The organism is Collimonas silvisoli, assembly GCF_018305005.1.
In the GTDB taxonomy this organism is placed as follows: Bacteria; Pseudomonadota; Gammaproteobacteria; order Burkholderiales; family Burkholderiaceae_D; genus Collimonas; species Collimonas silvisoli.
This window is the reverse complement of sequence record NZ_JAGQEG010000019.1, coordinates 1-25304: the sequence shown is the minus strand read 5'-3', so window position 1 is coordinate 25304 and position 25304 is coordinate 1. Positions and strand designations below refer to the sequence as shown.

Here is a 25304-nt window from a genome sequence, read left to right as displayed (position 1 = left end):
TTTTACTCGCATATGACTTCGATTCGCGGTCCTTCCTTCCAGTTAGTCGACCAGATCGATGCCGAGCAGCTGCAGCGCGACGGCGGTTTCGGCGCGCGCATCCGGCCCTTGCTGGTCAAGGGCGCGTTGCGTAACTGGCCGGCGCAGCAGAGCTGGTCGTTCGAACAGATGGCGGCGCTGCGCTACAAGGACGGTTCCGAACCGCAGGTGAAGTTTCAAAACGGCCTGGTGGAACAGGGCCAGACCCGGCATCGGCCGGTGATGCCGGTCGGCCCCTATCTGCAGGAACTGGCAACGCTGGCCAGGAACACCTTGCCGGACGATGTCGGCTTGCTGCCGGACCGGCGGCGTCATCAACTGGCGGCGGGCGAACGATTTTTTCTCGACTGGTCGCACATGCAATCGTTTCAGCCCGATCGCATGTACCTGGCGCAATGGAATATCCTCGACGAGTTTCCAGCGCTGCGCCATGATTTCTCGATCAAGGATCTGTGGCCGGGCTGGCGCTGGACCTGGGAATATGTCTTCATGGGGCCGGCCAACACGGTCACCGGTTTGCATTACGACTTTCCGCATAACTGGTTTTGCCAGGTGCGCGGCAGCAAGGAATTCATCCTGTTCCCGCCTGAGCAGACACCGCACATGTGCATTTCCCGGAAATACGATTGGGGTGCGATCTTGAGCGATATCAATATTTCGCGCCTGGATCAGCAGTCCGACAAACTCAGGGAATTCGAAAAAACGCAGGGTTTGTATGCAAGGGTCGAACCGGGCGATGCGCTGTTTATTCCCAAGCGCACCTGGCACGCGGTGGTATCGCTGGAGCCGTCGATCAGCCTGGGCGTGTTTGGCCTGACCGCCGCCGAGGTATTATTTGGCGGCGTGCCGAACGAGATCAAAAACGTTTTCCACAAAATGCATCTGTATCGCTGGGGTAATTGCACCTGCCACAAATTCTAGCCGGGTATCCAGCCTGATAAGCAGTCGCGGTTTTCCTGCGGGGCATGGCAACGCGTGGCGCCGATCGAGCTGCAAAAGAGGCGATTACCTTCAAGCGCGCAGAAAAATGATGGTCTAAGATAGTCGTATATCAAAAAAATAGGAGACCTTCATGAACCAGCATACGCAACCGGCAGCGGGCCGCCCTATAGATACTTTACTGGCCAAATACGCCGAAAGTCATCTGAACCCGGTGAATGAAGTGATTCATTTCATTTGTGTGCCGGTCATCGTCTTTACGCTTCTGGGTTTGCTGTGGGCGATCCATCCATGGCTGGCGCTGGCGGCCGGGCTGGCCTCGATGCTCTATTATTTTTCCTTGTCGGCGCCGCTCGCGTTTGGCATGCTGCTGATGTCGGGTGCGATGCTGCTGCTGCTTTACCTCTTGCCGCCCGGCCTGGTGCTGCCGCTGTCGGTCAGCGTGTTTGTGATCGCCTGGATCGGGCAGTTTGTCGGGCACAAGATCGAGGGTAAGAAGCCTTCGTTTTTCGATGATTTGCGTTTTCTGCTGATCGGCCCATTGTTTGTCCTGGGCTTCTTGTACCGCCGCTTGCATATCGCCTATTGATGTGCGCCGATTCGGGCAAGGATTCGATGAAAATCGCCGTCTTCGGCGCTGGCTCGATCGGCGTTTATATCGGCGCTTCACTGCTGGCCGCCGGGGGCGACGTGGTGTTGATAGGCCGGGCTCGGATGCGTCAGCAGATTGCCAGCCAGGGTGTGCTGTTGAGCGATCTGGAAGGTCGCCGGCAACGTTTTGAGGGCGAGCATTTCCCGTATCAGGAAAGCGCTGCCGCGCTGGCCGAAGCCGATCTGATCCTGGTCACCGTCAAGAGCGCCGACAGCGCTGCGGCGGCGGTCTCTATTGCCGAATACGCCAAGCCTTCGGCGCTGGTCGTCAGTTTGCAAAACGGCGTCGGCAACGTTGAAACATTGCGCAGCCTGATGCGTGGCTGGCAGGTGCTAGCGGCGATGGTGCCGTTTAATGTGGTGCAGATGGAAGGCAATCGTTTTCATCGCGCCAGCGGCGGCGAGCTGATGATTGAGACAAACGCCGGGCTGGAACCGTGGTTGACGCTGTTTCGCCAAGCCCATTTGCCGTTGCAGCAATGCGAGGATTTCGCGGCAGTCCAGTGGGGCAAGCTGTTACTGAATTTGAATAACGCGGTGAATGCGCTATCCGGCCTGGCGCTTAAAAGCCAGTTGTCGCAGCGCGCCTACCGGCGCTGCCTGGCTTTGTTGATTGAAGAAGCGTTGGGTGTGCTGCGTGCTGCAGGGATTCGTCCGGCCAGGATTGCTAGAGTAGGGCCGCAACTGTTGCCGGCCTTGTTGCGTTTGCCCGACGCCATTTTCAAACGGGTCGCAGCGAGCATGCTGAAAATCGATCTCGAAGCGCGCTCTTCGATGTGGCAAGACTTGCAAACAGGGCGCCTGACCGAAGTGGATTATTTGAATGGTGCGATTGTCCACCTGGCCGAATCGCTGGCGCGCGATGCTCCCGCCAACCGGCGTATCACGGCGCTGATCCATGCCGCCGAACAGGCCAGCCGGCAACCCCTGTCTGGCGAGGCGCTGTATCGCAGCTTATGTGCCTGATCGCGGCCGGCAAGGATTTCTTTAAATAGTGGAGCGGAACAGCCTGGCTAGACTCGAAGCGGAGCCGTTGCCGCAGAGACTGTACTGCTTATTCAACTTATTGTTCAGCTTGTTACTCAACTTGTCACGAAAGGCCCGATATGAAGAAGCTGCTAGGTGCACTGACGCTATTGCTGGCTTTTACTCCTTTGGTTTACGCGCAAAACCAGCCTATGCCGCGGCCCGAGCCGGGAGTGGGGCTGGATGGGCATCCTGATGCCAGAAATGACAGGCATCCAGAGTCTTACTACGACGGAACGCGCCGGATCGGAACGCACAGCGTAATACGTTGTAAGGATGGAGCGATGCGCAAGGCGCGCGCCGATGCTTGCCGCGGCCACGATCACGAGCCTAAATGAAAGTCAGCCAAGTCGGGCAAGTACAGCAGGTGAGGGTACTGATATATGAATATGGAATATCTGTTATCAGGTAAATAAAGCAGACACGAATGCTGCGTCGCCATATAGTTACACCTGTCTCCTCCAACACCTCCTAAGGTTTGGATTCAGCCCGCAACCGCAAGGTGAGCGGGCTTTTTTTTGCCTGTACGATACGCATCGGGTGCTGGAACTTACCCACGGGGTGTTTGACCCTGCTGCGGGCATCGCTTGAAAATCCATATAAATCAATAGCTTGGATTTTTTACCATAAGGTTATCAACAGGCTTGCTCACATTTTCTGTGGGTAACTTGGGGGGGGGATGAATAAGTCCGTTCTTCGGTCAAAAAAAAGCCCCGCGGGCGGCGGGGCTGGCAGGCAGTCTAGCGGCATTCTGTTTTCAGAAGCGCAAGAAAGAACTACCCAGTCGTTTGTAAGGGGCGCTCCAGATGGTCAATATCTTGTCTAGCAGGCTTGGTTGTTGTTGCACCGGGTTCTTGCCATGGGAATACATATCAGGGCGAGCTTGTGCTTGCATCGAACGTGTTGACAGCGGCAGTGGAGGAGAGATGCTGGCCATGATATTCCCTTTCAGTTGATCGTCTATGTTGCAGTGCAGTATATGCAGTCTGAAATGACTAAGCCAATTTAGCTTTCACATATTTGCCATATGATCTGTGAATATCATGTTGATTTGCCCGTATGAATATAATTTTATGTCGGGCTTGCATAAGCATATAGCTAACATATTGGCAGCCGACAATTTTCGTGCTGTAATGCAGCAGCCGCATCGTCGCTGAGCAGTGCGATGTTGCTAGATATAACCCCTACTGTGGAAACGGAGAAAATCATGAAAAAACTGACAGGTCTGGCATTGCTGGCTTGCTGCTTTATTTTTAACCCGGCATTTGCCGAAAATGCACAGCAAAGCAAGATGGCAGCATGCAACAAGGATGCTACCGGTAAAACTGGCGACGACCGCAAAGCTTTCATGAAAGATTGCCTGAGCAAAAAACCGGCAGCCGCCGCTCCTATGTCGCAACAAGAGAAAATGAAGTCATGCAATGCCGATGCCACCGGCAAGAAGGGCGACGATCGCAAGGCGTTCATGAAGCAATGCTTGTCAAAGCCTAAGGCATAAGACGTTTCTTCTTGCATTCCCGCCGCAGTAAAAAGCCCTGTCTCGGACGGGGCTTTTTTCATTTTGTTACTAAATTGCTTCCTTGTTACAGGAATTAATGTTTACTATGCGAAGTCGAAACCAAGCTCGCACTTTTTAAGGAACCCACATGAAAAAAATAGCGCTCACCCTTACTCTTGCCCTGGCTTGCGTGGCCGCCCAGGCTGCTGCGGACTGGCAATCTGTCGGCTCCAGCGATACCTCCGAGCTCAAGCTGGATCAGAACTCGATCAAGGAAAACAAAGGCATCCGCGAAGCATGGTCCATGTGGAATTTCAAAGAAGCGCGCAAGAATGACGGCGACGCAAAAGTATTGCCGACCTTTAAGTCGTATCAGGATTTCACTTTATACGATTGCAAAGCCAAGACCTTGAGCCTGAAGAAGGAAATCCTGTTTGCCGACGCTGACGGCGCCGGCGCCAAGGTGGATCACAGCGACGCCTTGAAGAATTCGACTTATGCCGCGCCGGCCAAGGATTCGGTTGCCGAAGTCATGATGAATTTCGTTTGCGCATTCCCTCTCCCAGCCAAGTAATCAAGTAATAGCAGTGCCTTGAATCAGCAGGCAAGCGGGCATAGGCCCGCTCTGCCGCTGATAGCAGTAGCCCTGTCTGCGTTTTCCTTCCCGCGTTAGCTGTTGATGGGCTCCAGCGTCTCTTCGAAAATACGAAACTCGTTCTTTCCGGCCCGCTTGGCTTGATACATGGCGATATCGGCCTGCGACATCAATTGTGAAGTGGAGATGCTGGCGCCGGAATACAGGGCGACGCCGATCGAGGCGCTGAGCCCGAATATCCTGCCCGCGATATTGAACGGTATGCCGATCGCCGCCAGCAATTGCTGAGCGACGCCGAGCGCCGCGCTGCGGGTATCGTGGAGATCCGTCAACAGCACGACAAACTCGTCGCCGCCCAGCCGCGCCACGGTATCGGTGGCGCGGCGTCCGTCCAGCAAGCGCGCGGCGATCTGACACAGGATGGCGTCGCCAGCCTCATGCCCATATTCATCGTTGATCGGCTTAAAGTCATCGAGATCGCAAAATAGCAGCGCAAAATGCGTGCCGTCACGCTGGGCGCGCGCCAAAGCCTGCTGCAAACGATCTTCCAGCATGGCCCGGTTGCATAAGCCGGTGAGCGCGTCGTGATGCGCCATGAACGCCATGTGCGCCTCGCTTGCCTTCAGTGCCGTTTCTTTTTCACGCAGCCGCTCCAGCAGATAATTAAAGCCAAGTATCAGGCTGCCTACTTCGTCCTGGCGCTTGACCGGCAGCGGCGCCAACTGGCGTTTGCCATCCGCCATTTCACGCATCGCATGCGCGGCATCGGTCAGCGGCCGCAAGGTGCGCGGTAGCAGCAGCATCAGTATGGCAATCATTCCGGCCACTATCAGCAGCGTGTTCTTCAGATAGAAATTACGCATCTCCATGATCGGGTGAAACACCTCCGCGGTTGGCATGCGGGCGACGACAAACCATCCGGTGCTCGGCACCGTCACCATGGCCGACAGTTCTTCGACGCCCTTGGCGTTAATCGTTACGCCAGTGCCGCGATAACCGGCCATGGCGCGATCGTGCAGCAGATTCACGCCAGGCGCCGGGGTCGGCTGCAGCACCATCGCGGGATCGCTGGCGCCGACGAACAGCTTGTCAGCCGGCGAGACCAAAAGAAAGCCGCCGCTGACGCCGAGCCGGGTTTCTTGCAGGCGATCGAGAAAGCCGGGCGTGTTGAGCACCACCACCCCGGCCAGCACCGCCACCACGCGCCTGGCGGTGTCGCGCACCGGCGCCGCCATGATCAAGATCGGCTCGCCGTTGGCGCGTCCGCGCTGCGGTTTGCTCGTCACCACGGAATCGGCATGCAGTGCCGCCTGGAACCAGTCGGTATGCGAAAAGACCAGATTGCTGCGTCCGGCCACGGTTGGATATTCTGCCTGCAGGCCGCTGCCATCCGCTCGCAGCACCAGCAGGCCGCTGTTAAACAAGGGATTCACCCGCTGCCGTTCCTGAACCCAGATCGCCAGCTTCTCGGGCTGCAACAGCAGTGCGGGCGGCAGCGCCGAGCTCAGTTCGCCGATCAGCGCACGGCGTGCCTGGATACTATGGTCAATGTCGCGGGCTACATAAGACGCAATCGATAATTGCTGAGACGCCACCTCGTCGCGCAGCAGTTCCTGGGCGAAGGGCAGGGCAAAAAATAAGCGCAACATGATGCCGGCCACGATAATCAAGATACCGAGTCCGATGAGGCGGAACTTTATGCTTTGGAAAATTGGCATGGGGGAATGATACCGAAATCGGCCGGCCCGCAGTGCTGTCATCCATAGCGTTGGTCCGGGCCAACAGCATCAAGGTTGATGCATTCCACGAATTGATATCTGTCCCGGTGATGGTTGTCTATTTCTCCATCTTGGCCGTGAAGGTTTTTGCTATGCTCCTGCCTTTAATGCAAACTTGCGCGCATCAACGTTTGCCTGCAGGTAGTATGGATGTCCTGAATTTTCCAATCTCGCCATAGTTCAAGGGGCCATTCTCTACATACTAACTGGCTCTCCGACAAGCCCGAAATCAACGGTACGAGAAGCGGCTTGGCATCTTCCCTTTGCAGCTAATGCCGAGCGATAGCAACGGCCGCATATATGCCTTCAATGGTCGAGGCTGCCGGAGCCACGTTCGCGGCTCCGGTAATGAGATGACGCGCGCGATCAGTGATGCGCCATGGCGACGCCGCCTGCGCCATCCGGCAAGGCGATGCGGACGTTCTGCATCATCCCTTGATCTTCATGGTCGAGGATGTGGCAATGCAGGACAAAGTCACCGACGTAACGCTCGTAGCGGGTACGGAAGGTCACGGTGTATTTACCCACTCGCCCTGGCGGGATAGTTTTTTCCTTGTTCTGACTCTGATTCAGTATCCAGAGCGTGTCTTTCCACATGCCCTTCATACCGCGGAACTGATCGTCGAATTTATCGGGTTGCGGGCTGTCCTGGCTCACGTCAGTGCCATTCGGGGCGATGATGCTGACGATCTGGAAGGGGTTCACGTGAATGTGGAATGGGTGACTGCCAAGCATTGATGTCATTTCCCATTTATCCACATCGCCCAAGCGTAGCTTGCGGTCGATCAGCGCGGGGTCGTATGAATGCACGTCGTCGTCATTGGTGCCGACCTGGAAGAGCGTGGGCGTGGTCTCGGTCTTGAGCTTGATATCGAACACCAGCGTTTGCGTGCCGGTCACTTCACTCGGGTCGATGCTCCGATGCGGTTCGAAGCTGCTCAGCTTCAGGCCGCTACGCAGCTCGTCGCCAATCTTAGCCTGAACATCGGCCGGCATATTGGCCTTGGCCGCTTCCAGCAGTTTGCTTTCCACATACGATGGAATGCTCTTGATCTGCTCATGAACGCCCGGCTCGACCTTAACCAGCCCCAGCAAGCGTGCAGAAGGCGCTGCCTGGTCGACGGTATCCGCAACCTTGACGTCGTTGATGACGCAATAGTCGCCGGCCTCAGGGAAGAGCACCAGTGCGTCCCAGCGATAGCCCGGCTGGAAGGTGACGGACTGTCTGACCAGCGCCTTGGAGAGCGTCAAGCCATCCGCCGCGACCAGCGGCATGTCCAGCTTGGGGCCGGTGCAATATTTTTCGACATATTGTTCGGTTGCCGCCGCCTTCAAACCGACCGGTTTGGGGCACCGCTGGCAAGACGGCGAATCACGAACGAAATGGTATCCCGCACCCCGCCGTGAATCATCCGCCAGCGTTCGATCTCGCCGGCCTTGGCCTTGGCGAGCGTGCCCATGACGACGCCGTTGATGCTGGTATAGCGGCCTGACGTATTCCACGAGCTGAACTGGTCGTAACCGTCTATCTTGCCCACATCGCCGGCATCGCACACATAGCGGTCCTGGGCGTCCTTCTTGATGGCGCCTTGCGCATTGCGGCAGGCATACTGAATTTGCTGAAACACCAGCACACGTTCCGGGAAGGTCGTGGTGCTGTCGTTGCTGGCATAGGGCTTGAGCAGCGTATCCAGATCGCCATTCTCGGTCGGCGTCGGCAAGCGGGTACCGCGCACGATCAAGGGGCCGGCCATGCCGCTCGATACCTGCAAGGCAGTCGAGCCATGGCGGTGCGTGTGATACCAGAAAGTGCCGGCCGGATGGGTAGCCGGGATGTTGTATTCGTACTGGAAGCCCACGCCGGGGTTGATCGACAGCAGCACGTTGTCGCTATTGCCGGCCGGGTTTACCCACAAGCCATGCGAGTGCAGGTTGGTGCCGCTGAAGCAATGCGGCTTGTTGATGCCGTGCTCAGGTTCGCCGGGCTTGGGGGGCGTGGACGTGCAACTGGGGTCGCGCGGCAGGTTGTTGTTCAGATTGATGCGGATGGTCTGCCCCGGATAAGCCTCGATTTCCGGTGCCATATAGACGGTCGAGCCTTCCTTGGGCCATTGCATGGACGGCTCGGTCGGCATGGCCGGTTTGCCGTTCCCTTGCGCGTAGCTGCGCAGTTGCACCTTGTCGTACTTGATTTCGCCCGGTTTCTCGCGCGCCGGGTTGCGAATCCAGCCATTCACATACTGGATGTTCAGATCGAAATACACCTCGCGCGCCACGCCGGGCGATAGCTCATTGGCGCGTGGCAGGCTCAGCAGATTGAGGCGGCGCGGTCGCTCGCTGCCGGTTTCCAGCACCGGTGGCTGCACCGTCGGGGTCAGTGCCTTCAGCAAGGGAGGATTGGTGACTACGGGCTCATCCGCGAATGCGGCATGGGCGGCAAACAGGGCAAGGCTGGTGAGTACCGTTGCGGGTAGGCGATATCCGCTATGGATACCGGCCGTCTTTGCAATCGACATAGTGCTTCCTCTCCTGTGGGGTCATGGGTCGGATCATGGGCATTTCGGCTGCGGAGGCGATTATGGGTATGTTGGATTGAAATTCATTCCTTATTCCGCACGATGGAAAACATTGATAGTAAGCAATTTTTCCACGTTAAACTAGCAAGTCGCTAAAATAAAGTACCCCTCGGAAAAACGGTAGCACTGGTAACAACCTTTTTTGAAAATCGGGCGTAAAGCCTTGTGGCATAAGGCTTTTCAGGTTTCGATAAAAGGTAATTTCGGGGTAACTCTAGGGTAATCTGGTTACCATAGCGGAAGGCAGTATTGCTAAAAAATAATAGTTATATATCAATTGCTTAGAGATACGTTACCTTTGAAGTTACCAAAGATTATCTTTCAAAGGTGATCACATAAACCTATATAAATCAGGCATTTACAAACGGAAAATAGGACAGGTTACCAGGGGTGCCCTTTCCCCGAGGTCAAACCTAAAATCAGTTTTTCATCGCTCATACCAGGAGCCCATTTTTACTTCCCCCTTGTCCAGTCGCAGGGGGGCAGATCAATCCTGGGTTGAAAGCGCTCCTGCGCGCTTGTCGCCCAGACCATCAGATAGCCGTCGCAGCATGTAATGTTCATTGGCGGTGTCGGCTGATCCCGGAGCTCACGATACGCTTGTATCACTTCATTAACACGAAGTACCCCTGGCTCTGCTACAATTTCGCCGCGGTTGATCTCGGCTTCGCGTTGTCGTGCCCATGTTTCGGCATGGGCTTTGGTCTGGAATGTCTTACACAATCCTTTACGACGCATAAGCGCACGCCAAGAAACGCCGATTTTTACTATGCTTGCCATGTATCACTCTCTACATCACTTTGTATCACTGACAGCGTGATACGCGATTATTTCGGGTGAGTGGTTCATAGGAGGAATAGCTAAAATATAAAGGGAAATATATCCAATCTCGCCATAGTTCAATGGATAGAACGAGTGCCTCCTAAGCGCTAGATACAGGTCCGATTCCTGTTGGCGGGACCATCCCTATTTTTCGGAAGTCGCAATAAATCGCCGCAAGCCATGTACTTAAAGGCTTTTCGGCCGATTTTGATCAGCGCCGGATTTCGTAAAATACCGTAAAAAGACACTAATTACCGCTCCTGTCTCCCCAGAATTTCCCCAGCTTCTCCCCATTCGTGGTGTAATCGCTATTTTTTCCGGCAAGAGCGGGACATATGGCATCGATCGTAAAAAGCCCTGGCGGCTGGCGAGTACAAATTTCAATCAAAGGGAAGCGCGAATCAGCAACGTTCGTTACTAAGGCCCAGGCGCAGGCATGGGCAACCATGCGCGAGGCAGACTTGCGGTCTGAAAAAACAACGGGCATCGTTGCCGGTAAGACTTGCCGAGATGCGTTTGAGCGGTACGAAAAAGAAGTGTCAAGGACAAAGCGCGGTTCTAAGTGGGAAGCACAGCGGCTATCTACAATCGCCGACATGGACGTCGACGGCATCAAAATCGGTGACATGCCGCTTGTTAAGCTGACCTCTGATTTTCTCGGACAGTGGCGAGATTCTCGACTGAAAACGGTCGTGGGGTCGACGATCAATCGCGATCTTAATTTGCTGTCACACGTATTCTCGACGGCGACGCGTGAATGGAAGTGGATGGCAGCAAGCCCAACTACGAATGTACGGCGCCCTTCGAATCCTAGCCCTCGCGATCGCCTGATTTTGTTGGATGAGATTGACCGTATTACTTTTGCGCTCGGCTTTGATGGTGCGCCGGTGAAGACAAAAAGTCAGGCCGTTGCAGTGGCTTTTTTGTTTGCTATTGAAACCGCCATGCGTGCCGGCGAAATCTGCGGTTTGTTGCCCGAGGATGTTACGGGGCGTGTAGCACGCTTGCCAATTACGAAAAATGGGACGAAGAGGGACGTACCGTTGTCAACGCGTGCGCTTGAATTGCTCGCTCTGTTGCCAAAGGTCGCGGACGGTGAGCCGCTGTTCGGATTGAACTCGGTTTCTTTGGATAGCTTATTCCGCAAGGCGCGTAACAACAGCATGATCGAAGGTCTGACGTTTCACGATACCCGCCATGAGGCGATCACTCGACTTGCGAAAAAACTCAATGTCCTGGAGTTAGCAAGAATGGTCGGGCATCGTGATCTGAAGATGCTACAAATTTATTACAATGAAACGGCAGCTCAATTGGCAAAGCGGCTTGATTAACGCTTCTCTCTGTATGTTTCGGACCAACCGATAATCTCTGAGGCTTTGTACAGCGGATGTGCTCTGCCTTTGCTTGAAGGCAAGCGTATTGCCTTTGGAAAGTCTGGTAGGCAAGCGATTCGCTCACGAACGACCGAAGCATCCCGCTTCAAATATTGGCCAATGGTGGCGATGTCCCAGAGATCGACCCCAAGAGGGATGCTCGGCTTAAAATGCTTTGCCAGTGCCTCAGCCAGTTTATTGATCAAATCAACGTCGCTCATTTCAATTCCTTCAATTTTTCTTTAATAAAAATACTACGTGACATATTCGTCGTGTCGGTAATGCTGAAGATTGCCGCTTATTCACACAATCCATAAGCAGAAGCGCATGCGGCTGGCTCTTCCAGACTTTCGAGTAGCGAAAACTGTTTGCCGCCGCGAGTGGTGCGGGACCATTCAACTACCTGCCAAATGTTCGATGCGGCCGCTGGTAATACGTGTCAGAACAGCTGCATCGAGTTCGGAAGGACGCCGCTTGACAGCCCGCACATCACCCTGTTGGCACGTGAGGGCGAACAGAAGCGAGTTGTTCTGTGCGGACACTGCCTGGCGACTTTGGGAATCAAACATGATTAGCTCCTGGTTCGTCAACCGGCTTCATGAACACGAGCCAGTGGGTCATACCACTTCGCCCGGACACCTGACCGAACAGAGGCTGGTGCGGAGTCAGGGCGAGCACTTCGCTTAGCTTGACCTGTGTTTCGTTCCATTTGAACACCAAGACGCCGCCCGACTCCAGCACGCGAAAGCACTCTCTAAAGCCCGCACGCAGGTCCGCGCGCCAGTCATCGGACAGCTTCCCGTACTTGGCTGCCAGCCAGCTCTTAGGACCTGCACGCTCTAAATGGGGCGGGTCAAAAGCCACGAGTCGGAAGACGCCATCCTCAAATGGCATAGTGCGAAAGTCCATGATATGGTCAGGTTCGATGCGCAAGGTGCGCGTGCCGTCCTCGTGGTGCGACCGGTCGGTAACCGCCAACGTCTCATTGCGTTTATCGCCAAACATGGCGGATGGATGTTGCTTGTCAAACCACATCATGCGGCTTCCGCAGCATGGGTCGAGCACACTCTTGCCGGTAGTTTCCACACGGGCTCCCATTTTTTGAAGTTGTTCATTCATATCAATTTCCACGCGTTAATCCGGCTACCCGAAAATAATTCGTGTCCGCCGCTCCGTGCATCATCGAGGCCCGATTGATGAGCGTTCGCAATCTCTTCGCTGTCGATGATGACAATCGGCGCCGGTCCTATTGGCGGTTTCCATTCCTGACCGCCGAGGTCTTCGAACCCAGCGCGCAGCAAAGCACGCTCGGCACGTGCAAGGCGGTTTGCCGTGGCTTCGAGCATCACTAGCGTGTTGGTATCTGCGATATGGCTTTGAGTCTGACGCGGGCTTATCCGGCGGCATCGATCGTTTTGGCAGCAGTTGCTGAACTGAGATTCGATGGCGCTCACTTGACCGCAGGCGGGACACTGAAATCGCGGCTCATTTTCGAAATTGCTTAAGTACAGTTCTGCAAATCTGATGGCGCTGAAATCCGATAGCTTTGCAGCCCAATCCGTCCCGATGAACGAAGGCGAGCCGACAGGATCGGAAGTCAGGATGTCTGATACCGGTACAGCGCGAAAGCAGCCAGGCATGAAGTGATCCACTTCGACCCAGGCATGCAACTCACCGTTGCCCAGGTCGCGCCGCAGGTCGTTGACGTAGCCGGCCTGGATGCCTTCGTCGGTGTCAAAGGTCACACGGTCGCGCACCTTCACGGTGATAGGTTGATCTATCTTATTCATGGAAGGCTCCCAGGAGCAAGCCGACCATCAGAGCGGCGAAAATAACCAGGGCCGCGAAGAACGACAGCACGCCGTGATAGCGGATCTGGAAGCGCTTAAATGTCGGCTGGATAGTCTCGGCGATGCCAAGCAAGGCGAAGGCCATTAGCGAATTGAGGCATGCGTGCATGAGTATTTTCATAGGTCTTTCTTCGTCATAAAAATGCGTGGATAGGGGCAGGCATCGAGCGCGGCCCAGGACGCAACAAGGCGCTTGCGTGCCGCCATGTCGTTGTTTTCATACGCGGCCACTTCCTGCTGGCGCGTGTTTTCGCATTGCGCGTTCAACGCATCTGCAAATTTCTTGGTTTCCCGCTCAAGGTCTTTTGATTTTTGTTCGATCGCCGTCCAGTCGGTCGGCTGATAAGCGGGTTGTGGATTCTTTTCGATGAATTTAGCCAGCCGAACGGCAATTGCGGCTGATTCTTCCGGCGTTAAAACAGACGTGGATTTTCGGTTTTTGGTTTTTTGCGTACAGTTATTTACACCAGTCCAAGGTAGGTCAAAAGCCACAGCCTTGGCGGCGCCGACCACTGTCCATTGATAACGGACTGATTCGTACACCGCGTGGGGATTCCATGCGTGATAAATCCCGCATGGCTTGTCGGTCTCATAGGTGGCGTACTTGCCTTCGACCACCGTAGCGCGGGTGGCGATTTTCACTAGCCCCTTGCGCCCGACCGTAGGGCCGCCTTGCGCCCGCAGGTAATCGCGGTAGGAGGCTTGTTTGATGGTCTTGACGGTTTTGACGCGCTTGCCGTCGACAATATTGATTTCCGTCGCCTTGATGCTCTGCGCAGCATGCCAAGCAGCTTTGACCGCCTCGGGTGCCTTGTGAATGGTTTCGCTTTTGACACGCCGCAGCTCGCGCCAGGGACCGACAGGCGCGCCACCGACTTGCTGAAACTGCCGAATGCCCCAGGTCTGCGCCCAGTAGCAGACGCGCTGGCTCGGCGTAATCAATTCATCACCTACCAGATCGTCCACTACAATATGCGTCTGACCATCCTCCATCATGTGGTGGTCGCCGACATGTTCGCCGTCGATGCTCTTCGAAATGTACTTGGAAATGTAGCCCGCAGCAGTGCCTTTACCGGCTTCAATACGCACCAGCTTGACGCGGTTCTTGTCGGCGCCGCGTTCGTCGCCGTCTTCGATCAATGCATAGGCTGTGATGACGGCTTCGTAGCGCTCTCGATGTTCAGGCGGCACAAACATCAGCATGTGCCAATGCGGACAGCCATCGTGATGTGGCTCGGCAATGCGGAAGCCGTAGGCGTGGATACCGTCGCGGTGCAGTTTGGAACGAATCCGCTTCCATACGTCGCACAGATACGCCTGGGCATCGCGTGGCGTCGGTTCACCGAACGCCATGTATTTCGGGTTAGGCTCGCCGTTCTTGCTCAGGACCGCATGATATTTACTCGGTGCGGTGATGGTGGCAAAGACGCCGACATGCCCCAGATCAAAGGCGATTTCCTCGAAGCCACGGATTCGCGTCATCAATTCAGCGTGCCGGATGGTCTTGTTCGCCGAACCTAAAGCGGCCAACGCTTCCAGGCTATAGATCTGGCCGTTTTCATTCTGCAATTCAATCGATGCAAGCAACTTGGCATTCTGCTTGTTGCGGCGGCGCTGGCGATAGACGGTTTCATTGCTGACATACGCGCCGGCCCTGAAGTGGGTAAAGCCCAGGCGGATGGCCATATGCTCGCAGCGGCGCGCATGGGCTTTGCGGATCCCGCGCAGCCACCACGCTTTGTCTAGGGCGCGGCGGATAATTTCGCTTTCTTCTTCGCCTGCCGGCGCGGTGACGCCGTGAAGGTCGCAATGGTTGCGAATCGCGGACACAATCGCGTCTAGCGATTGCAGTTCGGCGCAGAACTGGTAGCACTCGCGGGCGGCGGTGTCGGCGGCCCGGTAAAGCGCTTCGTCGGAAGCATCGAGCGCCGGCAAGTGGTCGTCGGACCAGATTTCGTCGATGACATCGATCTTGTGTTCGTGCTTCGCCATGCCGTCGCGCTCAAACAACGCACGCAGGGCGCGACCCATGCGCTTAGGCAGGCCGGTGATGGCCTCGGTGGAATAGAAACGATAACTCATGCGGCGATACCGTCCGATTCGTGACAGGCCGGTGGAAACCGGCTAGGCAGTTCACCACCCTGTGCGCAGCGCAAGATGAGTTCCATTTCCTTGATGATGCGGCGGGCCTCGCAATGCATCCTCCCGCGCTCCAGGGCGTCGAAGGATTGCAATGTGCCTTCGCTCTTTTTGACGTCCAGCCCTGCCGACCACAGAATCATCTTGCGCCCGCGTTGCGAGACGCGCTTCCAATAGGCAGCGCGGACGCTTTCCTTGTCGCCGGCCAGGACAACGTAGGCGTGCTGGAGGTGTGTTTGCGCAATGTCCTGGTGCGCCTGTAGAGATGATGGTGTCATGTGATTACCCCGCAATGATGCCGGCGGCTTGCAGCAATGGGCCTGCCATTATCAGAAGGCAGCCGAACGTCATCACGGCGAAATCGAACAGGAATTTTTTCATGCTGTCACCTGCTCATTCGTTACCACGTCGCCCACGGCTAATGCGTTCATGCCGGCCTCAAGGAAAAACACCAATTCATGTTTCCCACCATCGTCAAGATGGACGACTAGCCGTTGCGTTGAGTACACGCCGATAGCTGAATCTTCATGCCGGACAGTTTTTAGCGGCTTGATGGCGATGTTCTTGATATTGATAAAAACTGTTTCAGCTGACATGTTTGCCTTTCTTCTGGGTGAGCGAATCCCGCACGCCTGAAATCAGGCGTTGCAGGTAACAACGGGGGAAGTAAAACGACTAGCGGACGACTACGGTGGTGCGAGGATGTGGTGAGTAATCATAGTTGGCTCTCAATCATTCTTGAATAGCGCCAACTGATTGGCGCAGGCGTTGCGTACATGCTGCGATACATGAATGCGCACATCAGGATTCGGCGTCGCCGACATCGACAAGGTCCGCAGCACTTCCAAACTGGCGACGAAAACATGGCCGCAATCGGGGTTCTGGCACATGTAGGTGATCTCCTTCATCATGTCCGACATCGTGCGGCTTTTGGCGGCGCGCACGCGGTGGCGGCAATGCGGGCAAGGAATGCTGATGACTCTCATGCCGGCTTCCTGTCTACCTGATACAGCGCCCGACCTCTGCCGGATATTTGACGCGACTGCTTGCGCAAGCGCGACTTTGCAAGCCATTCCGCTGCTTGCTGTATCGAGGCCAACCCCTGCTGCTGGCGCACGCGTTCCAGCAAGTCGGTTTCTGCTTCGCTCATGGTGATTTCGTGATCTGGCATCTTTTCGTCGGCTCTTTGTCTGCTTATTGCGGTCTGGGCTTATGCAGCTTTTGCGCCTACTATTTGACTATCGGCGATGCCCAGTGCCATGGCAGCTTCCCGCAGCACCAGTTGGCGCAGCAGTGTGGACGGTTGTTCGCCTTGATAGTTGGCCAGCGCCGTGATGAGATCGTGTTCATAATCGTCAAACCGGAGGGTGAGCCGGTTAGTACGAATGCGCTTGATGTCGGGATACATGGTGGCGTCCTGTTATTGATGAGAGGCAAGTTCGCGCTTGTAGTCGGCAAGGCCGCGCAAGATCAGGGAGCGGAGAAACCAGGCGCGTGAGCGCTCCTGGGCCAAGGCGTATTGATCGACTTCCGCCAACTCAGCGGGCATCAAACGCACGCCACTTGGCCGCGAAGTTGTTCCCTTGGTGATACGCCTGACTTTGGGCAATGTTTCCATGATGTTATGATGTGTATTCGCTATGGGATGGCGTAAATATAGCTCCTATTTGGGAGCATGTAAAGAAATTATTGAGTACAAATGAGATCAATTGGCGAAATATTAAAGGAAGAACGCCAGCGGCTGGGCATGAATCAAGATGATTTTGCTGCTGTCGGGGGTTTAAAGAGGCGCGCTCAAACTCTCTATGAACAAGATGAACGTGCGCCCGATGCGCTTTATTTGCGAGCGCTCGCCGCTATTGGTGTCGACGTGCAATACATTCTGACGGGTGAGAAATCTTCGTCAGCTCTTGCGCAAGACGAAAAAGAATTGCTGTCTGGGTATCGTAATCTGGACATTCGGGGCAAAGCCGGCGTACTCGGTTTGATCGATGGCATGAGCGCAGCACCAGCGGCCACAACTTCCAAGCAAAGTGCCCCACATGTCGAATTCCACGGCAAGGTAGGTCAAAGCGTTACCGGCAATATCGACGCGCCGCAGACGTTCCATATGGGCGGCGGTAAGAAGAAACCAAAACCATAAAAATCATTCGATGGGCATCGGGGCTAAGTTTTAGTTCGCCCAATTAGATGTAATAAACACAATATTTCAATTATCTTAACAATGGAGATTCAAATGGAAGCAGCAATTGCATTTGCAAGTTTTGTCGCAGTTTGGTGGGCATTGGCGCGTTTTTTCAAGAACAAGGGCAAAGGGGGATTTGTACGCCATATCGCAGGCTTTGCCGGGGGCTTTGTTGCATTGATAATCGTCGCGGCTATTGCCGGTCCGGGCAAGAAAGCGGATACCCCGGTTGCTGTCCAAAATGTGGACGCGTCAGCATCGGCCGTTTCCGCAAGCCCCGTTGCTGCGTTGGCTGAAAAACCAGCAGCGCCAGCAGAAACTATTCTTGCTGTGACGGCGGTCCAACTTGCCAAGGATTACGATGCAAACGAAGTGGCGGCGGATCAAAAATATAAAGGGAAAAAGCTACGTGTTTCCGGTAGCGTCCAAAGTATCGACAAAGATGTGTTCAACAATATCGTGGTTCACCTGAAGACGACGAATGAATTCATGCCTGCAATGGCAAAGTTGGATGATAAGCACGAGGCATTGGCGGCATCGCTGTCTAAGGGCGGCAAAATCACCTGGCAGTGTGTAGGCGGCGGAAAAATCCTCGTCAGCCCAGTTCTCAACAATTGCGCGCCGATTTGATTGCTGGCATCCACATCAGGGAGATTTGACAGAGTGACCGAAAAAACAGAATTCACCGGTGACGTAGCGCAAGCCGTCATCGGCAACGTCAAGCAGGGATCGCAACTGACTAATGAGATGCATCTGTACATAGTCGGCGAGAAGTCGTCTGTGCTGACAGAGGACGAAAAAGAACTACTATCGGGATATCGTGACTTGGATGCTCGCGGCAAAGCAAACATACTTGGCATGCTCGGCGTTGTCGGCACCACGCCGACACCTACGGCAAGCGTGAAATATGCCGGCAAAGTCAAACAGGTTGTTGAGGGAGGTCAAACGGTTAATGGCCCGTTGACCTTCGGTGCGGGTGAGAAGAAAAAGAAAAAAACATTACCGGAGTGATTGCCAGGTGGCGATCAAGGAAGGCAATAGCGTTTCAAGGTGATATCGAGCAGGTTGTGATGGGCGATGTACATGAGGCGTCCACGCTTCACAGACAATTGTCCGCGGCCCTCGCTGTAGTGACCGGAGTTTGTGGCTGGTCGCTATATCAGTTGCCGCCAGATGCAGTGGCCGAAACAGTCACACAAACCTATTGCTACGTCGATGGAAAAGGTTACTCAGTCGGCAGTGCAAAAAAAATGGTGTCAGGTGAAATCCTTGAATGTCTCTCCCCAATCAAAAACGCACCGCCACGGTGGCACAAAGTTGAACGATCACGACTTCGATAGCATTGGTTTTGAATGATTTTTCACATGGAATGAACTATGTATTCCTTTAGCATCTTAACGGCAACGTAGAGATCGGATACGGCGTGGCCAGGAGTCAACGGGGCCGCGGTATTGCAACTTCAGCTGTACGACAATTATTGCAATTCGCAGCCTCCGACGGGGCCGTGCAGCAGGTCTTTGCACACATACTTCTTGGGAACGTCGCATCCTCGAAGGTGGTTGATCGACTAGGGTTCTCAAGAGGGCATACCTTCATTGATATAGACGGAGCGGCAGTCGTTCATTGGGCTTGGCAAGTTTCAAGCTAACGATTTGTTCAAACCGGAATCTGCCAAAAATGGAGAAATTGGCAATCCACTTTACTTTGATAATTGCGGATCTGAGATAGCCCCCCGAATGACCATTAACTCTCTACAATCGATCATTCGACTGGGGGGCTAGGAACAACTTTATCTCCCGAATAGCCAGATTTGATTAGGCGAATTTTGGCAATAATCAAGCACGATGGGCGACCGATCCCTGGTGCCGACTGAAGCCAAACATTTACCACTGCCGACCTCTTTGATGTGACCTTCCTGCTGAACGACGAATCGTTGGTTTTTTCCAAAATGGCATTGATATAACTCAGCCGGTGCTCCTGCTTGACGCGAGGCGCCGCGCACATCCAGGCAATATCCATCAACACCTACCAATGCACTTTGACCGCCTACACTTTGAGTTACAGTCCAACGTTGGTTTTCGCGTCCGTGGCAGCGATAAACAAAGACTGGGGATCCATCTCCGATACCATGATCACGATCAGCATCCATACAAAGTTGGTCTCCTCCTAGTTCATTACGAATCATCAAATGAGTACCGCCTTGTGCATACGCAAAGCCCGTAATAGTCATCGTCATGGCGCACAGTACCGAAATAAATTTTTTCATGTTTATAGCTCTTAGTAGTGTTGTAGATTATCGGATAAATGTTTTGTGATGCGCACATGCTCTTCTGTGAAAAGTTAGCAGTGATAATATTTATTTCAGCATCTCCACGACCGTTAAGGACATGAGGATGGGGGCAGTAAACCGTATCCAGAATATTGTTGTCAACGACCGAAGTGCAACATTTCGTAAGCTGTGTGACACGATAAAATAATGGCAATGCGTAGCCAAAAAACAGATCAATTAAAATTCTCCATCGAGCTGTTTTCCTTAATGATCTCGCGCCGCTCACGAATTTTTCCCCATTCAAGTTTTGCAGCGCGTGCGGCGGTTTGCTTGTTGGCATAGACGTGCCGCAGTGTCTTTGTGCTGGCCGTCGCGCCAGCCGCCGGCGTGGCATGTTTGCCCTTGCCGGTTGTTGGTGCGAATTCCTGGCCTGTCTTTTTGGTAGCGACGTTGCGCCACTTGGCAAACACGCCAGTAATGCCCGGATCCGGATCCACCTGATCCTCCCGCTCGACCGCAGCTTCCTCGGTGCGTGTCTCCAGCTCGATACCGCTGGTAAAGCCGGCGTCGCTGATGCTGTGCCTGACCTTGGCCGTCAGCCAGTCCTGATTGTCGATATCGGTTTTGAACCCCACGACTTCCACTGGCGATTGCGGCATCAGCGCCGGGTCGCCAATTGCCAGTGATAATTCCAACGTCGCCGCACCGCGCTGGATGCGCTGCCATTCGGCGACCGCCGCCGTGCGGGCGTCGGCCTCATTGGCGTAGGTTGTGCGTAGTCGCTTGCTGTTGCCCGGCGCGCCGGCGACGACACTGCGGCGCAGGCCGTGCCGGTCGTCATGCCAGAACACGCGCACGCCGCTGTAGCTGTCGCGCTCGGCGCTATGGTAGCGGTGCCGGTCGCCCAGGTTGCGCGTGATGCGGATCACAGGCAAGTCGCGGCCCGACGCCGTCTTGCTGTGGCCCGCCGGCATGAAGAGCAGCGTGTCGTTCTTCACCGTCGCAGCAGCATCGTATTTCTTCCCAAGCCGGCGCAGGAATGCCGCATCGCTCTCGCGGGTCTGGTCCAAATGCGCAATCTTTACACCCCGTAGCGCTTCGGCAATACCGGCTTTCAGCTCCTGCTGAAATGCGATCACCTCAATCACCGCGCCCAGTGTGGTGTCGTGGAAGCTACGCTCTATCGGCTGCCGGAAGGTATCGATCAAACTAGCCGTCCTGGCGCGCAAGGTCAGCACGTCCGGCGTGCCGCTATGTTCGATCTCATCGACCGTAAACACGCCCTTGTCGATCAGGCCGGATTCCTGCCAGCCGATCTGCACATTGATCCTGGCGCCCTTGGCCGGCAGCGCGAGCTGACCGTCCGTATCGGACAGGGTGATACTCAGTTCGTCGGCGTTGTCGCTGCGGCACTCGGTTAGGTCGAGACTGACCAGGCGCGGCGCGAATTTCCCCGTAATGTCCCGGCCGTCCAGGGTGATCTTAAATGCGGGAATCGGGTAGTCCTTCAGAATAGGCTCCGCATGCTGTTGGCGACATTGTTGAACGTCGACATGCCGGCATTCATCGCATTGTTCGCGCTGTTGCTGATGCCCTCCAGGCTCAGCATATTTTTGATGCTCCCCAGGTCGCCCAGGGTATTCAGCAAGCCCAGCACCGATTCGTCGGTACGCTCCAGGGTAATGGAGAATTCGATCTTGCCGGCGTCGCCGTCCTGCGCCAGCACCGTGCGGCCCTCGGTCATGCCGGTGATGACGAACGAACCGTAAATGCGCCCAGTCCCTGCAATGAGGATCCACGATTTACCCGTATCGCCCATCAGGCGCAAAGCATCCAGCGAATAAACGCTGCCGGTCAGTTCCGGCGCGATCCAGCCGGACAGCGTGATCGTGTCGTCGCCCTTGCCGGTGTACTGGCGGGCGTTGCGGGCGCCGACCCGCGACGTGCTCGGGTGCTTCCAATCGGTCTTGCGTTGCAGCTCCTGGTACGCCAGGGTCGGCAGACTGAAGACAAACATGCCCAGGGCCATCATCATGATAAAAATCCTTAGTAGTGGTTGTCGGACAGGCTGGAGCGAATCCGCGCTGCTTTCTGCCTATCTCGCTGCTCTATTGCCAGCATCACAGCGCGGGCAATGGCTTGCTCATCCATGCCGGGCACCGCAGTGACGGAGATCGTGATCGTGTCGCCCTGGACCACGACGCCGGCGCCAGCGGCACGCGGCGCAATCGGTGGACGTGTATCGAAGGCCAGCGCCGGCATGGTCGCTGCACCGATAGCGATGCCGGCACCCAACTGGGTCAAGCGCTTGGCAAGGCCACCGACCTGGTCAAGCGGGCTGTCCTGGCTGCGCTGCAAGCCGACTGCCAGCCCTTGCATCGTGAAATCGCCTAACTCCGCAAATACCCGGCTAGGGCTATGGATACCCAGCTTTTCCTTGAACCAGCCGACCACGCTGTCGCTGGCGCCGGCAATCGCGGTGCGGACAGTCCCCAGCGCGCCGGTGATGCCATTGGCTAACCCTTGCATGATGTTCAGGCCGAAGTCGCTAAATTTGGCCGGCATGTCGATGCCGAACCAGCGCAGCACGCCGGCAAACGTCTGGTAAAACAAGCCCAGCGGCGACCAGTTCAGCACCAGGGCGGTCACGCCGACGATACCACCTGCGAACGCCTGTTTCACATCGGCCCATAAGCCCGTAAAAAATCCCTTGATCGTCTCCCATTTGCTATAAATCAAATAAGCGGCACCGGCTAACGCTGCGACAGCAGCAACAATCGCCAGAATGATCAACCCAAGAGGGGTGGTTAAGAAAAACATGCCTGCGGCCTTAACCGCAGTTCCCAGAACGCCGAAGGCGCTTGCCACGCCGCGCAATATTGGTGTCAGCACGCCGCCGGCAATGCCCATCTTGGCGAACAGGACGTGGAGCATGGCATAGGGACCGATCAAGGTGGCCAGGCCCAGCATCAACGGACCCAGCACCACCAGGATGGCCGCGAGTGTGCCGAAGCCGACAATCATCGCTTTGGCCGTGGCCGGGTTGCGTTCCATGAAGCCGTTCAAGCCTTCCAGTGCTTTCGTCACGGTCTCGATGGCGCTGGAATACAGCGGCAGGATCTTCTCGCCCATCGTCAGTTGGAGGTCGGCCAGCTTGGCGTGTGCGTCCATTTCGCGGCCAGCCGCCTGTTCGCGGGCCAGCGGTTCGAGCTGGTCCACATCGTAGGCGCCTTCGTTCAACTTCCGGTTCTTGTGGATCTGGGCGCGCTGCAAGTACATGTTCGCCATCAAGTCCCCGGCCTTGCGATTGGTAAACAGGCTGCCGATGGTGTCGAGGATCTTGTCTTTGCCGGTAATGCCGTTCTTCGCCAACTGCGGCAACAGGATCTTTTCCATCCACTCGAACTGACTTTTCTTGAACAGGTCCGCACCCAGCAGCGCGCCAGGATCCAGCTGCGCCGTCTGCCCCACCTTGTCGTGTTTGACCTTGGTATGGTCGCCAATCAGACCCAGCTTGTCCAGGTTCATCGCAGCGCGCTTGCTGGTGCGGCCCTGGTACAGATTGTTATAGCTCGACATCAGGCCGTTACCGACGCCGAAGCCACCAAGCTCCTGGACCAGCGGTTCCAGCTCGTAGTAAAAGGATTTTTCATCCATGCCCTTGGCCGCGATGCCGCCGGTTTTTATTAAGTTCAGCCACTCGGTAGGACCGACCCGGCCGCCGGTGGCAGAAATGACCTTCTGCACCATGTTGGCCTGTTCGTGGAATTTCTCCGAGCTGGCGGTACCGCCGCGCACCTCGATGACCTTCAACATGTCCATGAACTTGCGCTCGTTCTCGCCGCCGGCTTCCTCGCCGTAAAACGCCTTGTTGGCGAATTTCATCTTTGCCAGCATGGGCGCGACCATCTGCGCATGCGGCAGATCGCCGAACACGGACATGCTGTCCCTGACTAACTCCAGGTTCTCGGCGTGGCTGGTGCCGTAGGTTTTCATATTGCGGGCGTAACTCTCGGCGTCGGCGCTGACCTGGGGGCCAAGACCCAGGGCCGTAATGCGACCCCTCTCGGTCTGGTAGTGCTTCGCTTCGTGCAAGCCCTTTACTATTGGCGCGCCCACGGCGGCGCCGGTGACGGTCGCACCGATGCCGGCGGCAGCGACATTGCCGGCGGTCGTGCGCAGTTTGTCGGCATGCTGGCGGGCGCCAGCAACCTTTTGCTGCTGCGCGCCGACCGCCGCCAGCTTCTTCTGCTGGGCCGTCAATTCGGCATTGGTAAAGGCAATGCTGTTCTTGAGCCAGGTCTGTGCGGAACCCAGCTTGCGCGTGTCGATGCCGGCGCCGGACAAGCGCGTGCGCAGGATCTGCATTTGTTCGCCTTGCTGCTGGCCGGCCTGCTTCAAGGCGCTGGCCGATTTTACAGCGGCGTTAAATTCGCGGGTCATGGCACGCGTGGGCTGCGCCGTTTGCTGCATCCTCTGCGCCAGGGCGGCAATCTGCTGCTGCGTCTCGCGCAACTTGCCTGAACTCGCTTGCAAGCCGGCATTCAGTTCACGGAAGCGCCCAACATCTTTCTGCTGGGCGTTCAATTCCTTCAACCGGTCATTATTGGCCTTGATGACGCGGCCCAGGGCGGACGATTCGCCGGTGATTTTCTTCAACGGTCCGGTCAGCTTATCCAGCGCCGCAAAGACCACTTGTAACCGCAATTGCTTGTCACTCATCCTGGTTTCCTATTCTTCCGCGCCGCTGCGCACCCTGGCGCGTTCGCGCCAGGCCATCAAGTCCGATATGTCCAGTTCATCCATGGCCTGCGGCGGCCAGTGAAACACCACCGCGATGTCGGCCATCGGATCTTCTACTCGGACCGGTAGGCCGCCAGCCGATCTGCTTTCTTCACCAAAAAAACGGCCACCTCCGCGCCGATTTCGGTCAGGTCCGCCGGGTCCATGCCGGCGACTTCGTGGGCGGTCAGGGTCGGTTGTGTGATACGCGGCAAGACGGTCTGCAAGGCGGCTACGCTCAGATTGCCCAAGTCCATCAGCGAGACGCCGCGCAGCTCTCCCGACTTCGGGCGGCGGATGGTGATTTCGCTGATGACGGTATCGCCGCGCTTGATCGGTTCGTCCAGCATGATCGGCTTGGAGACAGCAGTAGCGGCATTGGAAGTGACTGGTGTATTTTTCATAAAGGCTTTCAAAAGGTTTTAAGAGTAAAAAAATAAAAGGGGTTGGGGTTGCTGTTACAGGCCGATAGCGCGACGGATAGACGCGTTACGATCCTCGCCGCCGATCTTCTCGACGCCATTGATAAAATCAAATTCAAAGATAGGCCGGTTATCAACGGTCAGCTTGTAGTAGCTGCAGGTGGTCGTATATTTTTGCTTGGTGTCGTCGCCGCTCTTGGCGCTGCCCATGTCGACTTCCTTGTGGCGACCGCGCACGACCACCTCGACCGCCGACACGGTGCCGTCGTCGTCACTTTCATACGCGCCGGAAAAGCGCAATTGCGTCGCGTTGTGACTGCGGGCGCCGTACTGCAGCAAGGCCTCCAAAATGAGGCCGCC

At 55.8% G+C, this 25304-nt stretch carries 35 protein-coding genes, 1 tRNA gene and 1 pseudogene; 12 read left to right on the top strand and 25 right to left on the bottom strand.

What is annotated here, in order from left to right; all coding sequences use genetic code 11:
• The first annotated feature begins 12 nt into the window (after positions 1 to 12).
• The 4 genes from KHU33_RS07120 (at position 13) to KHU33_RS07105 (ending at position 2993) form a co-directional block, all read left to right on the top strand.
• Positions 13 to 960, top strand: a complete 948-nt coding sequence (locus KHU33_RS07120) for a cupin-like domain-containing protein (protein WP_211461834.1) — start codon at positions 13 to 15, stop codon at positions 958 to 960.
• 151 nt (positions 961 to 1111) lie between these two features.
• A complete protein-coding gene (locus KHU33_RS07115) occupies positions 1112 to 1567 on the top strand; it encodes an Mpo1 family 2-hydroxy fatty acid dioxygenase (RefSeq protein ID WP_211461833.1) in 456 nt (151 codons plus the stop codon).
• 26 nt (positions 1568 to 1593) lie between these two features.
• Positions 1594 to 2595: a 2-dehydropantoate 2-reductase gene (locus KHU33_RS07110; RefSeq protein WP_211461832.1), complete on the top strand. Its 1002-nt coding sequence runs from the start codon at positions 1594 to 1596 to the stop codon at positions 2593 to 2595.
• Positions 2596 to 2735: 140 nt separating this feature from the next.
• Positions 2736 to 2993, top strand: a complete 258-nt coding sequence (locus KHU33_RS07105; protein WP_211461831.1) for a hypothetical protein — start codon at positions 2736 to 2738, stop codon at positions 2991 to 2993.
• Between the two features lie 419 nt (positions 2994 to 3412).
• Here KHU33_RS07105 and KHU33_RS07100 read toward each other — a convergent pair whose 3' ends face one another.
• Positions 3413 to 3592 (bottom strand): hypothetical protein, encoded by a 180-nt coding sequence (locus tag KHU33_RS07100; protein ID WP_211461830.1) that lies wholly within the window; start codon positions 3590 to 3592, stop codon positions 3413 to 3415.
• Between the two features lie 270 nt (positions 3593 to 3862).
• On the opposite strand from KHU33_RS07100, the gene KHU33_RS07095 reads away from it, so the two are divergent.
• Both KHU33_RS07095 and KHU33_RS07090 read left to right on the top strand, forming a co-directional pair.
• Positions 3863 to 4153: a PsiF family protein gene (locus KHU33_RS07095; RefSeq protein ID WP_211461829.1), complete on the top strand. Its 291-nt coding sequence runs from the start codon at positions 3863 to 3865 to the stop codon at positions 4151 to 4153.
• A 148-nt stretch (positions 4154 to 4301) separates the two neighbouring features.
• Positions 4302 to 4727: a surface-adhesin E family protein gene (locus KHU33_RS07090; protein WP_211461828.1), complete on the top strand. Its 426-nt coding sequence runs from the start codon at positions 4302 to 4304 to the stop codon at positions 4725 to 4727.
• Between the two features lie 95 nt (positions 4728 to 4822).
• Here KHU33_RS07090 and KHU33_RS07085 read toward each other — a convergent pair whose 3' ends face one another.
• From KHU33_RS07085 to KHU33_RS07070, 4 genes are all read right to left on the bottom strand, one after another.
• The gene (locus tag KHU33_RS07085) at positions 4823 to 6466 is read right to left on the bottom strand and encodes a diguanylate cyclase domain-containing protein (protein ID WP_211461827.1); all 1644 of its coding nucleotides are present in this window, start codon (positions 6464 to 6466) and stop codon (positions 4823 to 4825) included.
• A 426-nt stretch (positions 6467 to 6892) separates the two neighbouring features.
• Complete coding sequence (locus KHU33_RS07080; protein ID WP_211461826.1) at positions 6893 to 7861, bottom strand: multicopper oxidase domain-containing protein; 969 nt, start codon at positions 7859 to 7861, stop codon at positions 6893 to 6895.
• Positions 7858 to 9042, bottom strand: coding sequence for a multicopper oxidase family protein (locus KHU33_RS07075; protein WP_211461824.1), 1185 nt, complete (start codon positions 9040 to 9042; stop codon positions 7858 to 7860). The genes KHU33_RS07080 and KHU33_RS07075 overlap by 4 nt, the downstream gene beginning before the upstream one ends.
• Before the next feature lie 513 nt (positions 9043 to 9555).
• Positions 9556 to 9882, bottom strand: coding sequence for a hypothetical protein (locus KHU33_RS07070; RefSeq protein WP_211461822.1), 327 nt, complete (start codon positions 9880 to 9882; stop codon positions 9556 to 9558).
• 108 nt (positions 9883 to 9990) lie between these two features.
• Between KHU33_RS07070 and KHU33_RS07065 the strand changes: the two genes are divergently transcribed.
• Positions 9991 to 10065 (top strand) — tRNA-Arg (locus tag KHU33_RS07065).
• 194 nt (positions 10066 to 10259) lie between these two features.
• Entirely contained in the window at positions 10260 to 11255 is a 996-nt protein-coding gene (locus KHU33_RS07060; RefSeq protein ID WP_211461820.1) for a tyrosine-type recombinase/integrase, read from the top strand.
• Here the strand turns inward: KHU33_RS07060 and KHU33_RS07055 are convergent.
• The 13 genes and pseudogenes from KHU33_RS07055 to KHU33_RS07000 all read right to left on the bottom strand — a co-directional run bounded on the left by KHU33_RS07055 (position 11252) and on the right by KHU33_RS07000 (position 16904).
• The gene (locus KHU33_RS07055) at positions 11252 to 11518 is read right to left on the bottom strand and encodes a hypothetical protein (RefSeq protein WP_211461818.1); all 267 of its coding nucleotides are present in this window, start codon (positions 11516 to 11518) and stop codon (positions 11252 to 11254) included. The genes KHU33_RS07060 and KHU33_RS07055 overlap by 4 nt on opposite strands.
• A 77-nt stretch (positions 11519 to 11595) precedes the next feature.
• Positions 11596 to 11715, bottom strand: a pseudogene (locus KHU33_RS26330) (phosphoadenosine phosphosulfate reductase family protein); the annotation flags it as partial.
• Positions 11693 to 11866 (bottom strand): hypothetical protein, encoded by a 174-nt coding sequence (locus KHU33_RS07050; RefSeq protein ID WP_211461816.1) that lies wholly within the window; start codon positions 11864 to 11866, stop codon positions 11693 to 11695. The pseudogene KHU33_RS26330 and the gene KHU33_RS07050, both read right to left, overlap by 23 nt.
• Entirely contained in the window at positions 11859 to 12416 is a 558-nt protein-coding gene (locus KHU33_RS07045; RefSeq protein ID WP_230414102.1) for a class I SAM-dependent methyltransferase, read from the bottom strand. The genes KHU33_RS07050 and KHU33_RS07045 overlap by 8 nt, the downstream gene beginning before the upstream one ends.
• Positions 12413 to 13087: a hypothetical protein gene (locus tag KHU33_RS07040; RefSeq protein WP_211461814.1), complete on the bottom strand. Its 675-nt coding sequence runs from the start codon at positions 13085 to 13087 to the stop codon at positions 12413 to 12415. The genes KHU33_RS07045 and KHU33_RS07040 overlap by 4 nt, the downstream gene beginning before the upstream one ends.
• The gene (locus KHU33_RS07035) at positions 13080 to 13268 is read right to left on the bottom strand and encodes a hypothetical protein (protein ID WP_211461812.1); all 189 of its coding nucleotides are present in this window, start codon (positions 13266 to 13268) and stop codon (positions 13080 to 13082) included. Before KHU33_RS07035 ends, KHU33_RS07040 begins: the two co-directional genes overlap by 8 nt.
• Positions 13265 to 15229, bottom strand: coding sequence for a replication endonuclease (locus KHU33_RS07030; RefSeq protein ID WP_211461810.1), 1965 nt, complete (start codon positions 15227 to 15229; stop codon positions 13265 to 13267). Before KHU33_RS07030 ends, KHU33_RS07035 begins: the two co-directional genes overlap by 4 nt.
• Positions 15226 to 15564: a hypothetical protein gene (locus KHU33_RS07025; protein ID WP_211461808.1), complete on the bottom strand. Its 339-nt coding sequence runs from the start codon at positions 15562 to 15564 to the stop codon at positions 15226 to 15228. Before KHU33_RS07025 ends, KHU33_RS07030 begins: the two co-directional genes overlap by 4 nt.
• 99 nt (positions 15565 to 15663) lie before the next feature.
• Positions 15664 to 15882, bottom strand: coding sequence for a hypothetical protein (locus KHU33_RS07020; protein ID WP_211461806.1), 219 nt, complete (start codon positions 15880 to 15882; stop codon positions 15664 to 15666).
• A gap of 132 nt (positions 15883 to 16014) precedes the next feature.
• Entirely contained in the window at positions 16015 to 16272 is a 258-nt protein-coding gene (locus KHU33_RS07015; protein ID WP_211461804.1) for an ogr/Delta-like zinc finger family protein, read from the bottom strand.
• On the bottom strand, positions 16269 to 16436 hold the full coding sequence (locus KHU33_RS07010) for a hypothetical protein (RefSeq protein ID WP_407928252.1): 168 nt from the start codon (positions 16434 to 16436) through the stop codon (positions 16269 to 16271). Before KHU33_RS07010 ends, KHU33_RS07015 begins: the two co-directional genes overlap by 4 nt.
• Before the next feature lie 60 nt (positions 16437 to 16496).
• Complete coding sequence (locus tag KHU33_RS07005; protein ID WP_211461800.1) at positions 16497 to 16694, bottom strand: hypothetical protein; 198 nt, start codon at positions 16692 to 16694, stop codon at positions 16497 to 16499.
• A gap of 12 nt (positions 16695 to 16706) precedes the next feature.
• Positions 16707 to 16904, bottom strand: a complete 198-nt coding sequence (locus tag KHU33_RS07000) for a hypothetical protein (RefSeq protein WP_211461798.1) — start codon at positions 16902 to 16904, stop codon at positions 16707 to 16709.
• Positions 16905 to 16985: 81 nt separating this feature from the next.
• Between KHU33_RS07000 and KHU33_RS06995 the strand changes: the two genes are divergently transcribed.
• From KHU33_RS06995 to KHU33_RS26825, 4 genes are all read left to right on the top strand, one after another.
• Entirely contained in the window at positions 16986 to 17429 is a 444-nt protein-coding gene (locus KHU33_RS06995; RefSeq protein ID WP_211461797.1) for a helix-turn-helix domain-containing protein, read from the top strand.
• 93 nt (positions 17430 to 17522) lie between these two features.
• Positions 17523 to 18101 (top strand): OB-fold protein, encoded by a 579-nt coding sequence (locus tag KHU33_RS06990; RefSeq protein WP_211461796.1) that lies wholly within the window; start codon positions 17523 to 17525, stop codon positions 18099 to 18101.
• A gap of 33 nt (positions 18102 to 18134) precedes the next feature.
• Positions 18135 to 18482, top strand: coding sequence for a hypothetical protein (locus KHU33_RS06985; protein WP_211461795.1), 348 nt, complete (start codon positions 18135 to 18137; stop codon positions 18480 to 18482).
• 400 nt (positions 18483 to 18882) lie between these two features.
• A complete protein-coding gene (locus KHU33_RS26825) occupies positions 18883 to 19119 on the top strand; it encodes a GNAT family N-acetyltransferase (RefSeq protein ID WP_407928253.1) in 237 nt (78 codons plus the stop codon).
• A 141-nt stretch (positions 19120 to 19260) separates the two neighbouring features.
• Here the strand turns inward: KHU33_RS26825 and KHU33_RS06975 are convergent, their stop codons facing one another.
• From KHU33_RS06975 to KHU33_RS06945, 7 genes are all read right to left on the bottom strand, one after another.
• Entirely contained in the window at positions 19261 to 19737 is a 477-nt protein-coding gene (locus KHU33_RS06975) for an RICIN domain-containing protein (RefSeq protein ID WP_211461793.1), read from the bottom strand.
• 236 nt (positions 19738 to 19973) lie between these two features.
• Positions 19974 to 21062, bottom strand: a complete 1089-nt coding sequence (locus tag KHU33_RS06970; protein ID WP_329956033.1) for a contractile injection system protein, VgrG/Pvc8 family — start codon at positions 21060 to 21062, stop codon at positions 19974 to 19976.
• A gap of 185 nt (positions 21063 to 21247) precedes the next feature.
• Positions 21248 to 21775 carry a phage tail protein gene (locus tag KHU33_RS06965; protein ID WP_211461792.1) on the bottom strand — a complete coding sequence of 176 codons (528 nt, stop codon included), beginning with the start codon at positions 21773 to 21775 and terminating at the stop codon, positions 21248 to 21250.
• An 11-nt stretch (positions 21776 to 21786) separates the two neighbouring features.
• Positions 21787 to 24462, bottom strand: coding sequence for a phage tail tape measure protein (locus tag KHU33_RS06960; protein ID WP_211461791.1), 2676 nt, complete (start codon positions 24460 to 24462; stop codon positions 21787 to 21789).
• A gap of 9 nt (positions 24463 to 24471) precedes the next feature.
• Positions 24472 to 24588 carry a GpE family phage tail protein gene (locus KHU33_RS06955; protein WP_211461790.1) on the bottom strand — a complete coding sequence of 39 codons (117 nt, stop codon included), beginning with the start codon at positions 24586 to 24588 and terminating at the stop codon, positions 24472 to 24474.
• Positions 24589 to 24596: 8 nt separating this feature from the next.
• Positions 24597 to 24926 carry a phage tail assembly protein gene (locus KHU33_RS06950; protein ID WP_211461789.1) on the bottom strand — a complete coding sequence of 110 codons (330 nt, stop codon included), beginning with the start codon at positions 24924 to 24926 and terminating at the stop codon, positions 24597 to 24599.
• Positions 24927 to 24980: 54 nt separating this feature from the next.
• Positions 24981 to 25304: phage major tail tube protein (locus KHU33_RS06945; protein ID WP_211461788.1), on the bottom strand; the 324-nt coding region annotated here is incomplete at its 5' end.

Excerpts from the sequence above, each read along its gene's own strand:
- KHU33_RS07010 (WP_407928252.1), bottom strand. The coding sequence starts at position 16,436 with ATGAGCGAAGCAGAAACCGACTTGCTGGAACGCGTGCGCCAGCAGCAG.
- KHU33_RS07070 (WP_211461822.1), bottom strand. The coding sequence starts at position 9,882 with ATGGCAAGCATAGTAAAAATCGGCGTTTCTTGGCGTGCGCTTATGCGT.
- KHU33_RS06975 (WP_211461793.1), bottom strand. The coding sequence starts at position 19,737 with ATGAAAAAATTTATTTCGGTACTGTGCGCCATGACGATGACTATTACG.
- KHU33_RS07050 (WP_211461816.1), bottom strand. The coding sequence starts at position 11,866 with ATGTTTGATTCCCAAAGTCGCCAGGCAGTGTCCGCACAGAACAACTCG.
- KHU33_RS07110 (WP_211461832.1), top strand. The coding sequence starts at position 1,594 with ATGAAAATCGCCGTCTTCGGCGCTGGCTCGATCGGCGTTTATATCGGC.
- KHU33_RS06990 (WP_211461796.1), top strand. The coding sequence starts at position 17,523 with ATGGAAGCAGCAATTGCATTTGCAAGTTTTGTCGCAGTTTGGTGGGCA.
- KHU33_RS07120 (WP_211461834.1), top strand. The coding sequence starts at position 13 with ATGACTTCGATTCGCGGTCCTTCCTTCCAGTTAGTCGACCAGATCGAT.
- KHU33_RS07000 (WP_211461798.1), bottom strand. The coding sequence starts at position 16,904 with ATGGAAACATTGCCCAAAGTCAGGCGTATCACCAAGGGAACAACTTCG.
- KHU33_RS07075 (WP_211461824.1), bottom strand. The coding sequence starts at position 9,042 with ATGTCGATTGCAAAGACGGCCGGTATCCATAGCGGATATCGCCTACCC.
- KHU33_RS06960 (WP_211461791.1), bottom strand. The coding sequence starts at position 24,462 with ATGAGTGACAAGCAATTGCGGTTACAAGTGGTCTTTGCGGCGCTGGAT.
- KHU33_RS07090 (WP_211461828.1), top strand. The coding sequence starts at position 4,302 with ATGAAAAAAATAGCGCTCACCCTTACTCTTGCCCTGGCTTGCGTGGCC.
- KHU33_RS07055 (WP_211461818.1), bottom strand. The coding sequence starts at position 11,518 with ATGAGCGACGTTGATTTGATCAATAAACTGGCTGAGGCACTGGCAAAG.
- KHU33_RS07115 (WP_211461833.1), top strand. The coding sequence starts at position 1,112 with ATGAACCAGCATACGCAACCGGCAGCGGGCCGCCCTATAGATACTTTA.
- KHU33_RS07020 (WP_211461806.1), bottom strand. The coding sequence starts at position 15,882 with ATGTCAGCTGAAACAGTTTTTATCAATATCAAGAACATCGCCATCAAG.
- KHU33_RS07045 (WP_230414102.1), bottom strand. The coding sequence starts at position 12,416 with ATGAATGAACAACTTCAAAAAATGGGAGCCCGTGTGGAAACTACCGGC.
- KHU33_RS07015 (WP_211461804.1), bottom strand. The coding sequence starts at position 16,272 with ATGAGAGTCATCAGCATTCCTTGCCCGCATTGCCGCCACCGCGTGCGC.
- KHU33_RS06995 (WP_211461797.1), top strand. The coding sequence starts at position 16,986 with ATGAGATCAATTGGCGAAATATTAAAGGAAGAACGCCAGCGGCTGGGC.
- KHU33_RS07005 (WP_211461800.1), bottom strand. The coding sequence starts at position 16,694 with ATGTATCCCGACATCAAGCGCATTCGTACTAACCGGCTCACCCTCCGG.
- KHU33_RS07030 (WP_211461810.1), bottom strand. The coding sequence starts at position 15,229 with ATGAGTTATCGTTTCTATTCCACCGAGGCCATCACCGGCCTGCCTAAG.
- KHU33_RS07085 (WP_211461827.1), bottom strand. The coding sequence starts at position 6,466 with ATGCCAATTTTCCAAAGCATAAAGTTCCGCCTCATCGGACTCGGTATC.
- KHU33_RS07100 (WP_211461830.1), bottom strand. The coding sequence starts at position 3,592 with ATGGCCAGCATCTCTCCTCCACTGCCGCTGTCAACACGTTCGATGCAA.
- KHU33_RS06950 (WP_211461789.1), bottom strand. The coding sequence starts at position 24,926 with ATGAAAAATACACCAGTCACTTCCAATGCCGCTACTGCTGTCTCCAAG.
- KHU33_RS07035 (WP_211461812.1), bottom strand. The coding sequence starts at position 13,268 with ATGAAAATACTCATGCACGCATGCCTCAATTCGCTAATGGCCTTCGCC.
- KHU33_RS06955 (WP_211461790.1), bottom strand. The coding sequence starts at position 24,588 with ATGGCCGACATCGCGGTGGTGTTTCACTGGCCGCCGCAGGCCATGGAT.
- KHU33_RS07040 (WP_211461814.1), bottom strand. The coding sequence starts at position 13,087 with ATGAATAAGATAGATCAACCTATCACCGTGAAGGTGCGCGACCGTGTG.
- KHU33_RS07105 (WP_211461831.1), top strand. The coding sequence starts at position 2,736 with ATGAAGAAGCTGCTAGGTGCACTGACGCTATTGCTGGCTTTTACTCCT.
- KHU33_RS06965 (WP_211461792.1), bottom strand. The coding sequence starts at position 21,775 with ATGATGATGGCCCTGGGCATGTTTGTCTTCAGTCTGCCGACCCTGGCG.
- KHU33_RS07025 (WP_211461808.1), bottom strand. The coding sequence starts at position 15,564 with ATGACACCATCATCTCTACAGGCGCACCAGGACATTGCGCAAACACAC.
- KHU33_RS07095 (WP_211461829.1), top strand. The coding sequence starts at position 3,863 with ATGAAAAAACTGACAGGTCTGGCATTGCTGGCTTGCTGCTTTATTTTT.
- KHU33_RS07060 (WP_211461820.1), top strand. The coding sequence starts at position 10,260 with ATGGCATCGATCGTAAAAAGCCCTGGCGGCTGGCGAGTACAAATTTCA.